Annotated in this window: 14 protein-coding genes; 6 read left to right on the top strand and 8 right to left on the bottom strand. The window is 41.7% G+C overall.

The features are described from left to right. Window positions 1-3 precede the first annotated feature (3 nt). Entirely contained in the window at window positions 4-1,584 is a 1,581-nt protein-coding gene (gene dnaB / locus GKS34_RS16920; RefSeq protein ID WP_163386165.1) for a replicative DNA helicase, read from the bottom strand. Between the two features lie 320 nt (window positions 1,585-1,904). On the opposite strand from dnaB, the gene GKS34_RS16915 reads away from it, so the two are divergent. Further along, a complete protein-coding gene (locus GKS34_RS16915) occupies window positions 1,905-2,708 on the top strand; it encodes a 3'-5' exonuclease (protein WP_163386164.1) in 804 nt (267 codons plus the stop codon). 19 nt (window positions 2,709-2,727) lie between these two features. On the opposite strand, the gene GKS34_RS16910 is transcribed toward GKS34_RS16915, so the two are convergent. Then, entirely contained in the window at window positions 2,728-3,708 is a 981-nt protein-coding gene (locus GKS34_RS16910) for an aldo/keto reductase (RefSeq protein ID WP_163386163.1), read from the bottom strand. A 266-nt stretch (window positions 3,709-3,974) separates the two neighbouring features. Here GKS34_RS16910 and GKS34_RS16905 point away from each other — a divergent pair, with 266 nt between their 5' ends. After that, complete coding sequence (locus GKS34_RS16905) at window positions 3,975-4,424, top strand: GNAT family N-acetyltransferase (protein ID WP_205602095.1); 450 nt, start codon at window positions 3,975-3,977, stop codon at window positions 4,422-4,424. Between the two features lie 7 nt (window positions 4,425-4,431). Here GKS34_RS16905 and GKS34_RS16900 read toward each other — a convergent pair whose 3' ends face one another. The 4 genes from GKS34_RS16900 to GKS34_RS16885 form a co-directional block, all read right to left on the bottom strand. After that, window positions 4,432-5,448 carry a response regulator gene (locus tag GKS34_RS16900; protein ID WP_163386161.1) on the bottom strand — a complete coding sequence of 339 codons (1,017 nt, stop codon included), beginning with the start codon at window positions 5,446-5,448 and terminating at the stop codon, window positions 4,432-4,434. Window positions 5,449-5,452: 4 nt separating this feature from the next. Then, window positions 5,453-5,884 (bottom strand): response regulator, encoded by a 432-nt coding sequence (locus tag GKS34_RS16895; RefSeq protein WP_163386160.1) that lies wholly within the window; start codon window positions 5,882-5,884, stop codon window positions 5,453-5,455. 177 nt (window positions 5,885-6,061) lie between these two features. Continuing rightward, window positions 6,062-8,050 carry an ATP-binding protein gene (locus tag GKS34_RS16890; protein WP_163386159.1) on the bottom strand — a complete coding sequence of 663 codons (1,989 nt, stop codon included), beginning with the start codon at window positions 8,048-8,050 and terminating at the stop codon, window positions 6,062-6,064. An 11-nt stretch (window positions 8,051-8,061) separates the two neighbouring features. After that, window positions 8,062-9,009: a sensor histidine kinase gene (locus tag GKS34_RS16885; protein ID WP_163386158.1), complete on the bottom strand. Its 948-nt coding sequence runs from the start codon at window positions 9,007-9,009 to the stop codon at window positions 8,062-8,064. 205 nt (window positions 9,010-9,214) lie between these two features. Between GKS34_RS16885 and GKS34_RS16880 the strand changes: the two genes are divergently transcribed. The 4 genes from GKS34_RS16880 (at window position 9,215) to GKS34_RS16865 (ending at window position 12,804) form a co-directional block, all read left to right on the top strand. Then, window positions 9,215-10,297: an efflux RND transporter periplasmic adaptor subunit gene (locus GKS34_RS16880; RefSeq protein WP_240459341.1), complete on the top strand. Its 1,083-nt coding sequence runs from the start codon at window positions 9,215-9,217 to the stop codon at window positions 10,295-10,297. After that, a complete protein-coding gene (locus GKS34_RS16875) occupies window positions 10,294-11,553 on the top strand; it encodes an ABC transporter permease (RefSeq protein ID WP_163386156.1) in 1,260 nt (419 codons plus the stop codon). The genes GKS34_RS16880 and GKS34_RS16875 overlap by 4 nt, the downstream gene beginning before the upstream one ends. 1 nt (window position 11,554) lies before the next feature. Beyond that, window positions 11,555-12,235, top strand: coding sequence for an ABC transporter ATP-binding protein (locus tag GKS34_RS16870; RefSeq protein WP_163386155.1), 681 nt, complete (start codon window positions 11,555-11,557; stop codon window positions 12,233-12,235). A gap of 122 nt (window positions 12,236-12,357) precedes the next feature. Beyond that, window positions 12,358-12,804: an Hsp20/alpha crystallin family protein gene (locus GKS34_RS16865; protein WP_163386154.1), complete on the top strand. Its 447-nt coding sequence runs from the start codon at window positions 12,358-12,360 to the stop codon at window positions 12,802-12,804. A 206-nt stretch (window positions 12,805-13,010) separates the two neighbouring features. Here the strand turns inward: GKS34_RS16865 and GKS34_RS16860 are convergent, their stop codons facing one another. Beyond that, window positions 13,011-14,342 carry an MATE family efflux transporter gene (locus GKS34_RS16860; RefSeq protein WP_163386153.1) on the bottom strand — a complete coding sequence of 444 codons (1,332 nt, stop codon included), beginning with the start codon at window positions 14,340-14,342 and terminating at the stop codon, window positions 13,011-13,013. Between the two features lie 100 nt (window positions 14,343-14,442). Next, on the bottom strand, window positions 14,443-15,897 hold the full coding sequence (locus GKS34_RS16855) for a DUF294 nucleotidyltransferase-like domain-containing protein (protein ID WP_163386152.1): 1,455 nt from the start codon (window positions 15,895-15,897) through the stop codon (window positions 14,443-14,445). Between the last annotated feature and the right edge of the window lie 16 nt (window positions 15,898-15,913).

Genomic DNA, 15,913 nt, shown 5'->3' with positions numbered 1-15,913 from the left:
TTGCTAAAACGGGGCTTTGTCGTCACCTTCTGGAAAAGGGTTATCTCTCTGGGCGTCTCCGTTTGCCTTGCTACCCATTCTCACCATGCCGGCATCATCAAAGCCCTGCCCTCCTGCACTACTAGGAAACCTGCTTCCGTATAGTGCATCCTGAGGCTGGTAGGGAACGTTCATGTCCAGGTCGGTAAATTTGGTGTATTTTCCAATGAATCTGAGCTTGACGCTTTCCAGGGAGCCATTCCGGTGCTTGGCAATGATTACTTCCCCTACTCCGGAGGTACTGTTGCCATCCTCATCTTCCGTAATCCCATAATACTCCGGGCGGTATAAAAACATAACTATATCTGCATCCTGCTCTATGGCTCCGGATTCCCGGAGATCGGAAAGCTGAGGCCGCTTGTCGCCACCCCGTGTTTCTACGGCTCTTGACAGCTGCGACAATGCAATTACGGGCACATTCAACTCCTTGGCGATTTTCTTTAGCGCTCTAGATATACTTGAAATCTCTTGTTCCCGGTTACCTCCCTGATTTCCCTTGCTATCTCCCGACATCAGCTGTAAATAGTCGATGACAATAAGTTGTATGTCATTCTGGGCCTTAAGGCGTCTGCATTTTGCTCGTAGCTCCAGAATGGAAAGTGCAGGTGTATCGTCCACAAACAAGGGTGCTGCCGTAAGTTTACCTGTTTTATGTATCAATTGCTGCCATTCGTAATCGGCCAGGTTTCCTTTTTTTATTTTTTCCGAATCGAGTTCTGCCTCTGAACTTATCAGTCGGTTTACCAACTGAAGGGAAGACATCTCCAGGGAAAAAATGGCCACCGGTCGGTCATGGTCTACGGCGGCATTTCGTAAAACAGAAAGTACAAATGCCGTCTTCCCCATGGCAGGCCTGGCCGCAATGATCACCAAATCAGACTTCTGCCAACCGGAGGTAACCCTATCAAGGCCTGTAAATCCGGAAGGAACTCCAGTAAGCCCGTCTTTTTGTCCCTTTTTGCTTTCCAACTCCACGATGGCCTCGCGCATGATGGAACGCATGTCCATGTAATTTTTCTTGATGTTATTTTCAGAGATTTCAAAAAGAGACTGCTCCATCTTGTCAAGCAGTTCGAATACGTCTGTAGTATCCTCAAAAGCTTCTTTTTGAATTTCTGATGATATACGTATCATATCCCGCTTCATGGCCTGCTCGGTGATGATCCGGGCGTGATATTCAATATTGGAGGCAGACGAAACCTTAGAGGTAAGTTCGGTAATAAAATAAGCGCCCCCTACCAGTTCCAGTTTTCCATTTTTGCGAAGTTGGTTGGTGACTGTCAATAAATCGATAGGTTCTCCGGCATTGAACAAATCCAAAATTGCCTCATAAACCAATTTATGGGCGTCTTTATAAAAACTATCCGAAGAAAGTATATCCACCACTGCGGTAAGCGCATCCTTTTCCAGCATCAGGGCCCCCAGTACCGCTTCCTCCAGATCTATGGCCTGTGGTGGCAATTTTCCCAGGGCTCCGAAAGACTCAGACGGCCGTCTCCTCAATCCCATTTTTCGCTCCGATTTACTACTGTCGTTTTCAGCCATATTTGCAAAAGTACCCCTTTCAGGACAAAGTTTTTGAACAAGTTATGCACTTTATTATCCACAAATCGCTAACCGCTATGTAGACAACTATTTGGTACCAACATTTATTCCAAAGTCTCTCTAATTTTATTAAAAAATAAAATACAGGTGCACCACCAAAACCGATTGGATATTTAAAGCCATAAAATTCCCTATATTTGTGTCTTGAAAATTATTTTTAAAGAATGAGGAAAATAAGAGATGCAAACTAACTTGTTTTCGTTTCCTGCCTCTCTTCACTCCCATGTGATCCTTCTTTTATACCAAATGCGCAGCCAACCATGGAATTGAATTTAAAATCACCCATTGCTTTTTTCGATCTAGAAGCCACCGGAATCAACGTGTCTACAGATAGGATTGTAGAAATCTCGATTCTGAAAGTATTCCCTGGGGGACAAGAAGAAATCAAAACAATGAAAATTAATCCCACTGTCCCGATCCCACTTGAATCTTCCCTTATTCATGGGATATACGATAAGGACGTGGCCGATTCGCCAACCTTCAAAGACGTCGCCCGAGAATTGCATCAATTTTTTGAAGGTGCTGATTTGGCGGGCTTCAACGTGCTTAAATACGATATCCCTTTGCTGGTAGAGGAATTTTTACGGGCAGGAATAGATTTTGACATTGAAAAAAAGAACCTATTGGATGCCCAAAAAATCTTTTTCATGATGGAAAAAAGAAATCTGGCTTCAGCGTACAAATTCTACTGCGGGAAAGTTTTGGAAAATGCCCATAGTGCCGAAGCCGATACTCTGGCAACCTATGAGGTTTTCAAGGCCCAAATCGACCGATATGCAGGTGAAGAAATGGAGGATCTGCAGGGCAATACCGTGGGTACCATGGAAAATGACATGAAAAAAATCCACAACATGATCAACGAGAAAATGGTGGATTTAGCGGGCCGATTCGTTTTCAATGATAAGGGAGAAGAGTGTTTTAACTTTGGCAAACAAAAGGGCAAACCCGTCGCTCAAGTTTTAAAAGAAGAGCCGGGTTATTATGACTGGATGATGAAAGGAGACTTTCCACTGGATACCAAGAGAAAACTGACCCAGGTAAAGCTTAGGGGATTCAATCAATGATTCTGATTTCCGCTGTCCCCTATTGCCCAAGCAACGACTTCATAGGCGAGGGATATAGTGAACAGAGGTAGTCCAGGTCCTCCTTTGCCAGTAATCGGATACCCTGAGTATTTTCAAGGGCTTGCTGAGGGGTTTTGATACCGGGAATGACCGATGAAACACCTTCAAAACTCAAAATGAAACTCATAGCCAACACCGTTTTTGACAGTCCATACTTGTCGCATAAGTGCCAAACACCGCTTTCCAGCGTATCGAGAGCGGTCGCCAGCAATGCCGGTGGTAACCTAAAAACCCGATGATCGTCTTTCGGAAAGCGAGTAGATTTTGAAAATTTCCCCGTTAACAACCCAAATTGTAGCGGCATTCTTGCCAGTATACCATAACCCAGCTTTTGGGATTTTTCCACAATTGGCAGGGCCTCCTGATTCATAATATTCAACACTAATTGCATGCCGTCCGCCATCTTATGTAAAAACAAGTATTCGGCTTCTGCCTGTGGCGAAAAGGTATTTAACGATACTCCCCAATAGCGAATCTTGCCACTTTCTCTGAGTTTTTCCATAGCCTCCACACATTCCCCTTTTTCCAAATCTGCAACTTTGGCCGTATGTAGCTGGTAGTAATCAATTACCTCCCGATTTAACCTGCGTAAGCTCCCCTCACAAGATCGAATTATGTGTGCTGCGGAATAATCCGTATAAATGGCTCCGTTGGTATCCAGCCGATGTCCCAGTTTACTTGCCAGAATCACATCCTTTCGATTGCCCAAGACCTTTCCCAACAGACTTTCGGAATGACCCAAACCATAAAAATCTGCCGTATCGAAAAAATTTACCCCCAAATCCAGGGCCTTTGCCAACGCTTTTTCCGAAACGCCATCGTCTACACTTCCCCAACCGATTGGGATGTCTCCGGCCATGGAAGGCCCGCCGATTCCCCAAGCTCCAAATCCAATTTCACTGACCCGTAGTGAGGTGTTTCCAAATTTCCTATACTGCATAATTACCGGTGTAGTGTCGTTTTAAATAATGCTGAAATTTCCAATTGCAAGGTATGAATCTAACCAAAAATCGGCATAAGGCTTACATTCCGTTCATTCTTAATTGGACAACCTCTATACAAATATAAAATTTGTTGGTATTTTTGGTGGGAAACCTGACTCGCAAAGGCTTAAAAAGGTTTGATTTCGACCCAATCTCATCCCATCGAAGTAAAATGATTCAAATTTTACCTGCAGGTATTGACCAGATTCCTCTGGTGCAAAAAATGGCAACAGAAACCTGGCCATCTGCTTTTGGAAAGATCCTCAGCCAGGAACAACTGGCTTACATGATGCGAGAAATGTACAGTACTTCCGCTCTTAAGGAACAGATGGAGAAAAAAGGTCATCGCTTTTTAATTGGCTATGAAGAAAGAAAAGCACTTGGTTTTACCTCGTTTGAAACCAATTACCTTGAAAAACCTCACTTGAAAATTCATAAATTATATATTTTACCTGAGGCACAAGGCAAAGGCCTGGGGAGCAGGTTTTTGAAGGCACTTGAAACAAGGGGCCAAAAGGAAGCTATGAAAAGCCTGGAGCTTAACGTTAATAAATACAATAAACAAGCATTGGATTTTTACTACAAAATGGGATTTAAAAAGTTCAGGGAGGAGGTTATTCCAATTGGAAATGGTTTTGTGATGGATGATTTTTCACTGATAAAACCCATCTGAAAGTTCCCTATCCATGGTTATTCGGCAGATCAATGTCCCTGGCTTTTGCGTTGATGTCTTTAATTACTTCATCCAGTTCATCTGCTGAAAACAGAATATGATCCAACAGCTCTTTTTTATCAGCGGGAAGATCTTTCATTTCAATTCCCAATAAATTCACCAGTCCCATCAACCGCGCAAGCGGTGCTCTTACCACATGGGATTGGACCCATGCAATGTCCTTCAAACGTTCGTTTTGTTGTTCTATGGTTTCTATATATGCTTTTTTTAGTGTAACATCGTTGGCCAAAACCAGTTTGGCAGGCCAGCCATCAAAATTGATCAGGTTTGAACTAATTTCTACTGTAATTACCTCTCCTCCTTTTTTAGTGTGCAGGAAAGTACCTGAGTTCCGCAGTCCAATGACCGACCGCCCTTCCTCCAGGGATTTGTAAAGCTTTCTCTTTTCTGTTTCAGGCCGGATATCCTCTATGGTCATGGATAGAAATTCCTCCCGGGAATACCCGTAGGACTGAATAGCAGCCTCATTGACATCCAAAAAACCAAGGGATACTTTGTCATATACCCACATTGGCAGAGGACTAAGGTGAAAAAGCTCCTTGTATCTGAGTTCAGATTCCTCTAAGCGATTGAAAACTTTCTTTCTTTCAATACTGTAAATAATACTTCGGGATAGGATATCCGGATGAAGTTCATCTTTGATAAGGTAGTCGGACATACCCAAAGCAATGGATTTGACTGCAAAATTTCTATCCGCATAGCCGGTCAAAACTACGACCGGGATTTTTCCGGCCAGACCAAGGATTTCTTTGATTAATTGTTCGCCACTTTTATCAGGAAGGGACAAATCCAGTAAAATGAGTTGGTAATCCTCCATCTTTTTTTCGGAGGCACTTTTGAAAGTAGCCGCCTTTTCAATGATAACGGATGGGAATTTTTCTTCTATGGCCTCTGATACCAACAAAAAATCACCTTCATTATCTTCTATAACCAAGATTTTAAGGCTTTCATAAGCAGGTGACATGGACTCAGGATTTTGAGGGAAGCTGAGCCAGGGAAAACCAGAATTTTTCAATCTTCACAAGAATATCCTGATAACTTTCCGAGCCTACAGGCTTGGTAATGTAACTATTGGCATGGTTTAAATAAGATTCCAAAATATCGTTATGACTTGATGAAGTAGTCAACATGATCACCGGAAGCTGTTTTAGTCCTTCCGAGTTTTTGATAAAACGCAGCACTTCCTGTCCATTTTTTTTGGGTAAATTAATATCCAGTAAAATAAGGTCAGGAACCTCGGTTTGATTTCCATGGATGCAGGTCTTTAGAAATTCTACGGCCTCCTGACCATCTTTGGCGCAGGTGATTTGAAGCGGTAGGTTTAGGTCCTCCAATGCCTCGGAAATTAACAAGATATCCCCTTCATTATCTTCAATTAAAAAAAGTTTTCGCATATTCATTTTTTAAAGTTTTTGTTGGTCTTTTTAGGTACCCAGAAAGTGCCCCCTCATCGTACAGGAATAAAATACAATTCTAGTTTAATTCCAAAGAATACCACGTGAATTTTAAAACATTATACTAAAGAAGTTGAGTAAAAACAGGTGATATTTAGGAATGTGGGAAAAATCCTACAATTTTTAGTCCACTTTTTCAGGTATTGTAAAATAAAACGTACTACCCTTTCCTACCTCTGATTCCAACCAAATGGTGCCCCCATGATGCTCTATTATTTTTTTGCATAGGGACAAGCCAATACCGGTTCCGGGAAACGCATCCTTGCCATGCAAACGCTGAAACAATAAAAATATTTTTTCATGATAAGCTTTGTCTATTCCCAGTCCATTATCCTGTACATAAATCACGGTCTCTCCATCTTTCTTTTGACTACTGATCACTATTCTAGCCTTTTGTGAAGGAGGCTGGTATTTGATTCCATTGAGAATCAGATGCTCAAAAACCTGAATCAACGTCCTTTTATCACCCCAGATTCGGGGCAAATTTCCAAATTCGATTATAGCAGAAGTCTGTTGTATAAATTCGCTGTTCACACGCAAGGCATCTGTTACTAACTGAGAGGTTTCAAGCCATCGAAATTGGGCATTAGTTTCGTTTTTCCCGATGGCACCATATTCCTGCAAATCAAGAATCTGCTGCCTCATTTGTATGGCTCCATTTAGGGCAAATAGAACGTATCGACTGGCTTTATCATCCAGTTCTGATCCGTAGGACTTGTACAGTTTATCCATGAATCCAATCACCATGCGCAAAGGCTCCTGTAGGTGGTGGGATGCAATAAAAGCATATTGCTCTAACTCCGCATTAGTTGCTTCCAGGTGCTTTTTACTTGCTTCCAACGATCGGTTTAATTCCTTTAGCGAACTATTGTAAGCATATTGGGTGGAAATATCTCTCATGGCCCCAACCATCCGAAGCGGCTTACCTTCCGGGTCCCGGACAACCAAGCCCTTGTCCTCGACTCTCAGGTAGCTTCCATCCGCCTTCCGAAACCGGTACGCCTGGGTCCAGGTTTTCTTTCTACTATCAATTATACGTTCGATACTACCAGTAACCCCAGCATAATCATCGGGGTGAATGTAATCGGACCAGGAACTACCATCCATTTCTTCTTGCTGGTACGGGTGTCCAAAAAGTGTTTGGTAACCTTGACTCCAAACCACAGTGCCTTTTCGTAAATCGGCATCCCATATCGCTTCAGAAGTCGCTTCCGTTACGTATTGAAAACGTTGGTTACTTTGCTTAAGAGATTGAATAGAAAGGTAGTTTTCCAAAATGATGGCAAGGATTTTACCAGACCTGTTGATAAAATTCAATTCCTGAGATTCGGGAGACTTTACCTTTTTATAGTAGATGGCAAATGTCGCCAATACTTTTCCTGAAGCGGACAAAATGGGAGTGGACCAGCAGGCTTTATATCCATGCGAAATTATGGTTGACTTATAAGGTTCCCAGCGATAATCGGTCGAAATGTCCTCCACAATTACCGCTGTCTTAAAGAATGCTGCAGTACCACAAGAACCAGCTTTGGGACCGATGCTGGCCCCTTCAATTTCCCGAAGATAATCCTCAGGAAGGCCTTTGGCTGACCAGCAGTATACCTTACCATCACTCACTTTCATAATGGAACAGACCGTTTCTGGGAAAATCTGTTCCAAACCTCGGATAAACTCATCCAAAACCTCTTCCAACCGGTAATAGGGCAGGGCATTTTTTTCCAAAACATTTCGCTCCAATTGGTCAAGTTCCTTAAAAATCATCTCCCTGCTAATATCTTCCGCAATACAAGCTAAGTGCTTGTTTTCCAAGCGAAGCAAAAAGACATTCAGCCATACCCGTCTACCATCCTTCCGCAAAACTTTCAGCACAACAGGAGAAAACCTGGACGAAGCAGCAGTAATCAAGCTTGAAAATCCGGTATTGCTCTCGTTCTTTTCAAAAACGTCATCCCAGGTGAAGCCAGAAAAATCTTCCTCACTACATCCAGTGAAATGTAAAAAATTAGAATTCCCTTTTTTCCAATTTCCCTCCGGATCGATAAATGCAATTCCGAATGTGGCCTCCTCAAAAACAGATAGCAGATTTAGGAGGTACCCTTTATCTTGTATCATTTTGTGAACATTTACTTATATTTTAAGGCAACATAAAACGTACTACCTTCTCCTTGTACGGACGTAGCCCAAATTTCTCCTCCCACATCTTCCACGATTTTTTTACATATGGCCAGCCCCATTCCGGTTCCTCTCCTGATAAAGCCGTGGTCGTATCGCTGCAAAATATAAAATATACTCTGAAGATACTCCTGAGATATCCCTCTCCCATTATCTTTTATCGCCAGGGTAAACCTATCCTCAGTCCGGGAGGCACTTATGGAAATTCTCAAATCCCTTTCAGGGTCTCCAAACTTAATGGCATTATTAAGTAAGTGATCAAACAACTGAGTAAAACGTCTATAGTCCCCTTTCACAATGGGAAGTACTTCTTTTCTAAGGTCAATATTTCCCTCTTGGATTTTTTTTGAGTTCAGGTGAATAACCTTTTCAAGAACCTCATTCAAATCTACATCTTCCATGGGAATACCTTTTTCGGAAAGCTGAGAAAAGGAAACCAAATCATGAATAACATTCTTTATTCTTATAAAATTATCCAGTGTCAATCGCAAAAAAGCAATTGACTTTTCTGGTAAGGTTTCTTCATTTTTTCTAATAAATAATTCTAAAAAGCCTTGACTCTGTCTTACTGGCTCTGCCAGGTCATTGGATGCAACCAGGATAAACTGGTCCAGTTGGTTTTTTGAATGCTCCGATTTCAGTCGCTCCTCTTCCAATTTGAAATTTGCTAACTCCAACTCTTTTACTTTTTTATCCAAAAAACGGTAATGCCTGTCAATCAATAAATATAAAAATAATCCCGTTAGCACCACATAAAAAACCCCTTTAGCAGTTTGCAAATAGCCTAATTGGGCGATATCTATACCACGCCAAAAAAAAAGGATCAGTCTATCACTTCCAAAAATCCATAGAACACCGACCAACACATAAATAATTGAAATTTTTTTACTCACTTCCATCTTAATGATTGGTTACCTCCAAACAAAATTCTCATCCCTCTTCTGAACCCCTGGTAAACCTACAAAACACTTTTCAATCGGATTCTGAGTTGTATCTATAATTAATCCAAAGTAAGCAAGTATTTTTCTTTTATTTATATTAAAGGAAGATAAAATTCCGGTAACTTGTTATCATGAAACAAGGAATTTCTAAACCATGCTTATTTTGAATAGAATTGCTGCAAGTTCCATTTTTAGCTTTCTGGTGATAAGTGTTTCCTGCCATACCCAGGTGGAAAAAATAGTCCCGGAAAGAAATAACATCACTTTATCCGTTTACGCTTCCGGGAAGGTGGTTAGCAAAGATCAATACGAGGTAAAACCAAATACCGCAGGCTATATTAGGGAAATCCATGTTAGCGAAGGGGATTTGGTTCAAAAAGGAACGGTATTGTTTTCGCTGTCAAACGAAACCACTCTCCTGAACGAAGAAATAGCATCCCTATCAAGATCCTTTTCGGAAAGACAAAACAACCTGGAAAGACTTCAAGAGCTGGAAGTTCAGATTGAACTGGCCAAATCCGAAATGGTGCATGATTCGATTTTGGTGGAGAGACAAATAAGACTTAGGGAAAGTGGAATAGGCACGGACCTGGAACTGGAGCAACGCCTCTTGTCCTATGCCCAACGTAAAACAGCGTATACTGGATTGAAACTCAAAAAGGAAACCCTTGACAGGGAATTGGACCATAACGAAAATACGGCTAAAAAAAATCTGGAAAAAGCTTCCGCTTTGGCAAATGATCTGGAAATTAAAAGCAATATTGACGGGAAGGTGTATTCCTTGCTTAAGGAAAAAGGGGAATTGGTCAACTCCCAAAATGCCCTGGCCATAGTTGGCAATTCGGACGAATTTTTGTTGGAATTACTGGTAGACGAGTATGATATTTCTCAGATTCAACCAGGCCAGGAGGCAAAGATAAGCCTGGACAGTTACCAGGATCAGGTATTTGATGCCAGGATTACCAAAATAAATCCCATGATGGATTCCGGGAATAAAAGTTTTTTAGTGGAGGCTTCTTTTGTCACTAAACCTCCAACTTTATACCCCAACCTAACTCTTGAAGCCAACATTATAATAGAGGTAAAGGAAAACGCGCTTTTGATCCCCAGTTCCTATATTTTTCAGGGTAATCAGGTTATCTCGGCCGAGGGTGATACCCTGCAAGTTACAATTGGGATAAAAAATTACAGCGAAACTGAAATCATCAGCGGAATAGACGGAACCACCGAACTGATAAAACCATGAAGTACGGTTTGTTATTACATATTGCGCGTTCTCTCATGCTGGCAAGATTCAAGCAGACAATGGTCGCGGCAGTTGGCGTAACGTTTAGCATTACCATGTTTATAGCCCTGCTTGGGTTTATGAATGGACTTAACCAGATGTTGGATGGGCTGGTGCTTAATCGTACACCCCATATTCGGTTTTACAATGAAATCAAACCTAACCCGGATCAACCCATAGACCAATCGGAAAAATATAAAGATTACGCCAACACCATCCGGTCGATCAAACCAAATAGCAGCCGACTTCGCATATATAACAGTAGTGCCATCATCCAAACCTTAAAGGAAGATCCCAGGGTTTTGGGTGTCGCAGCAAAGGTTTCTACTCAGGTTTTTTTTAATGTTGGCTCAAGTGACATTACTGGTACGGTAAGCGGGATTGAAGTAGAGGCTGAGAACGCGTTATTCGCATTCTCAGATTATGTCACTGCCGGTACACCTATGGATCTGACTCAAACTAACAATAGTATCATTCTGGGGAAAGGAGCAGCTGAACGGATGCTGGCTGAAATCGGCGATGTGATACAAGCTACTACTTCCAGGGGAGACCGAGTACAATTAAAAGTAGTGGGGTATTACCAATCCGGACTAGGGGAATTGGATAACATCCAAAGTTATGCTTCCCTACAAACGGTCCAGAAAATGCTGGGAGAGCCCCCTTCATACATAACTGACATACAAGTAAAACTTCATGAATTGGATCTCGCTCCTTCCATGGCCAATGATTACGCAGCGCTTTTTAAAATCAACGCCGATGATATTCAAACGGTCAACGCGCAGTTTGAGACAGGAACAGAGATAAGGAATCTGATCAGTTATGCAGTTGGGATTACGCTATTAATTGTATCAGGATTTGGAATTTACAATATTTTAAACATGATGATTTATGAAAAAATGGATACCATTGCCATCTTAAAAGCGATTGGATTTTCTGGAAGAGATGTAAATATTATTTTTATTAACATCGCTTTGATTATTGGTATAGCAGGAGGTACCCTGGGCTTGGTACTTGGCTATTTTGCAGGGGTAGGCATTGACCAATTACCTTTTGAGACTGAGGCATTGCCCACCATTAAAACCTTTCCTGTGGACTTTAATCCGCGTTATTACCTTATCGGAGGAATATTTAGTTTAGTAACAACCTACTTTGCTGGCTATTTCCCCGCCAAAAAGGCAAGCGGCGTTGACCCGGTAGATATCATCAGAGGAAAATAAAATGAACGATAGGACGGTACTGGAGGCACAGAATATAGATAAATATTTCTACAGCCCGGTAAAAACACAAGTACTCAAAAAAATATCTTTTTCGATCAATCGGGGGGATTTTGTTTCAGTAATGGGCAAATCTGGCTGCGGGAAATCGACGCTCCTTTATATCTTATCCACCATGGATACCAGCTACCAGGGAAAGCTATTGATAGACCAGGAAATAATAACAGGTAAACCTGCAGGCTATCTTTCCCGAATCCGAAATGAAAAAATTGGCTTCGTTTTTCAATTTCATTATTTGCTCACCGAATTCTCAGTATTGGAAAACGTCATGGTACCCGGCTTGAAATTGGGTAAATTGAACCGGGAGCAGCTCGAGGAAAAGGCCATGGAAAAGCTTCGGATTTTTGGAATGGAAGAACATGCTCTTAAAAAGGCAAATCAGCTTTCAGGTGGTCAAAAACAGCGCGTAGCCATAGCAAGAGCCCTGATTAATGACCCGCTGATCATTATGGGGGACGAACCCTCGGGTAACCTTGACAAAAAAAACAGCGATATCGTCTTCGGGATTTTTAAAGAGTTGGCGACAGATTTTAACCAAACCTTACTTATCGTTACCCACGATCCGGAATTTGCCGAGAAAACTGATCGGACCATCGTGATGGAGGATGGACGCATTCTTTCCTAATAACACCATTACATTTTGATAATAATCACACATTTATGTGACATTCGTCATGCAGAATGGAATGGTTTATATATACATTAGTAGTGAGTTAGATGCAGTTTCAATATTAAAAAAAGCGCACTATGAAAACTCCAGCCAAAATTAAAAACAACTTCTGGCCCAGAGTATTTTCGGATTTTTTTGAATCAGAAAATTTGCCAGATTGGAGCAAGCGGTTTTACGATTGGGATGAAAAATACCAAATCCCTTCTGTAAATGTTAAAGAAAATGAAAAGGACTTTCAGTTGGAAGTAGCAGCCCCCGGTTTTGATAAAAGTGATTTCAAAATCGATTATAGCAAGGGAATACTGACACTAATGGCCGAAAAGGAAGAAAAAAAAGAAGATGAGAAGGGAGAGATGAAACGAAAAGAATTTTCCTACGCTGCCATCAAAAGGTCATTCAATCTCCCCGAAATAATTGATGAAGAGAGAATCAATGCGAAATACGAAAACGGGATTTTGCATATTCACTTACCCAAGGTAAGCGAGGTTGAGGCTCCACCTGCAAAGAAAATTAAAGTTGGTTAGGTCTAGTAAAAAGGCTCCGATCGTCTGATCGGGGCTTTTTTTATTTCAAAAATCCCTCTCACTCCAAACTATTTTATTTGTAGATTAATCCTGAAGCCGCACCCAATGGTAACCTGGAAAACCCAATTTTATCGGCGCAAACTTTTTCCCGTAAACAGCGAAATCAGACCTCAGAAAGGTAAAAATTACGTCGAAAACCCGGCTCCTCACAAGGCATCTGTACCTTTTTTCAGGTAAAAGTAGGATATGGCGGCAGCTCCGGTATCTGCCAGCGGAAAGGCATACCAGATTCCCTCCAATCCAAAAAATAAGGGCATAATTATTACCAACGGAATCAGGAAAATCCCCTGCTTACTCAATGCCAATAACAAAGCAGCTTTCGGTTTGCCTATGGCCTGAAAATAAGCACTTCCTATCAAACTGAATGCAAGTAAGGGTGTGGCTAAAAAAGATTTTCGCATAGCAGGAATGCTCTGCATAATGAGATCTTCATCTTCAGTAAATACCTGCACCAAAGAACCCGTAAAGCTCATAATCAGGACAAAGATGAGTAACGCGATTAGACTTGAAGACCTCAAGGCCAGGCGTATGGTCTGGTGAACCCTATCGTTCAATTTGGCTCCGTAATTATACCCGGCGATGGGCACAAAGCCCTGAGTGATCCCCAACACTGGAAAATTGGCAAACATCATCACCCGATTAATTACTCCAAAAACAGATAGCCCCATTTCTCCTCCGTACTTAAAAAGCTCGTTATTCAAAACGATCGCCAGTATGCTTACCGTTCCCTGCCTGGCAAGTGTAACTGCCCCTAAAGCTGTAATTTCCCGGGCAATTTCCAGATCCGGTTTAAACCAGGAGCTTTTCACTTTCATTATGGATTTTCCAAACAAAAAAAACCACAAGGTATAGACTGCACTGGCAATGTAGGATATCGTAGTGGCCCAGGCAGCTCCTTTCAATCCCATATCGAGCCAAACGATAAAAATAGGATCTAGAATTATATTGAAAACAGCGGGTACAATCAAGGTGTACATGGCTACTTTAGGGTAACCTTCCGCCCGAATTACATTATTGCTCATCATCGCCCAGGCTAAAAAGGGGATTCCAATCAAGATAATGGAAAAATACTCTTTGGAAGGCTCCAATACCGCTCCCTTTCCACCAAAAAGTTGCAAGATTTCATCTGAAAATAAATAACCCAGCCCCACAAAAAGTAAGGCCAGTGTTAGTGTCATCCCTATTTGATTTCCAAAAGTGGAAAAAGCCCTGGCGTCATTACCATCACCAAAAGCCCTGGAAATCACGGATGCGCCACCTACTCCAATGGACATGCCTATACTTGAAATTAAAAAAGTAATTGGCAACACCACCGTAATGGTAGCAATACCAAGTGAACCTACAAAACGACCTACGAAAATCGTGTCTACGATCCCATATATAGATAAAACCAAAATACCAACTGCAGCGGGCACCGCCTGCTGTAGCAATAATTTACCCACAGGTGCCTGACCAAAAGTATGGTTGTTTTTTTCCATAGAATGTGGATTCCCTTAAAACAAGGAATTCCTGAAAATGATTTATCCCGGCAAAGTACCGATTTTATCCCAATGGATAAACTTCATTTATACAAAGTAACTAAAAAGTTTTGGTGAACTGAATTTTAACTTTTAGCTGTAAATCCCGGATAACTTTGAAGATTTCTTTGATGGTAACGGCTTGAACCTTCGTCAAAGTGGTTATTTTAATGTAATTTACCGGATCTCTTTCTTCCCGGATTACCGCTATGGCCTGCTTTTCCAGTCGCAATCCCATCAGATAATAATACCCCTGATATAGTTCCTCCGATTCTTTTTTAGTGAATACTCCCTTTTCTGTTAAAAGCTTTAGCCTTTTCCCTGTATTGGTTTCAAACACACGGTTTGCAAGGGCATATAGGCGAATGGTATCCACCATCGGTGTCATGGCCTTTTTAATATCGAAAACCTGTTCCTCTTCGACTTTGAACGTACGGATATTTCGAAACCAGGTTAGTTGGGTATCGTATTGCAGGGCATTTTGAGCCATATTATAAAAAAAACGCTCAAGGGGGTGTTGCAATTGCTCGTCCATAAAATCCTTCAAATTTTCCAGCAATGAAAAATCCCCATAAATGGGACGGCAATCAAAGAATGTCCCGTAACTCATCACTGTTTCCATGCTGGATTCCTGAAACCAACTGGCGTAATTGGATTTCCAATGAGACAGCGAGTGAGTCCATTTAGGATTGCTTGCCATAAACCCCCCTTTGCAATAATTAAATCCTATAAAGTCGAGACGCTCCGAAACTCCCTGGGCAAAATCCAAAAAAAACTCCCGGACCAACTCCCGATGCTCATTGGCTTTGTCCTCGTAAATAATGGCATTATCCTGATCCGTTTTTAGCGTTTGCTCTTTCCTTCCCTCGCTTCCCAATACGAAAAAAACAAAATTGGCAGGAGGAGTGCCTTTTTCCTTAATAACCTGTTCGATGACACGCAAAGCAATCGAATCGGCAATAGCTGAAATAATTTGATTAATGATTTCAGCCCGTACACCACGCTGAATCAATTGATAAACGATCCGGGGCACTTGTTTCCATTTTTCCTTAAGTTCCTCCTTGCCCAAAGCCAATTTGACAGACTGAATAAAAACAAATGGTGATTGGGATTGGACGGTCAGGATTTTATTCCGGCTAATCACCCCTACGTAAGCTTCGCCCTCCTTGACCAGCAAGTACCTGGTTTTCGTTCGAAACATGAGTAGTAACGCCTCGTATACCAAGGTGTCTCTGGAAATAGATACCAGAGTTGGATCCATGATTGTGCGTACAGGGCTCTCAGGAGAAACTCCGGAGGCCAATACATTGTCTCGCAGGGTAATGTCAGTAATCACTCCGTAAATCAGTCTTTTACTGTCTCCCACAAAAAGACAACTTGACTTTTCATCCCGCATGGTTCGGGCTGCTTCAGAAACCGGAGTGTCCGGTAAACTTAAAAGGATCTCCTTTAAGGGTATTTCTCCAATGGTTTTGACATAAAAGTCATCAATAGGTGTCAGTGGCTCCTCAGACATGAAAACTATTTTTTTG

Source organism: Cyclobacterium jeungdonense (assembly GCF_010994275.1).
Taxonomy (GTDB): domain Bacteria; phylum Bacteroidota; class Bacteroidia; order Cytophagales; family Cyclobacteriaceae; genus Cyclobacterium; species Cyclobacterium jeungdonense.
The sequence above is the reverse complement of the archived record's forward strand: the minus strand, read 5'-3'. Positions and strand labels throughout refer to the sequence as shown.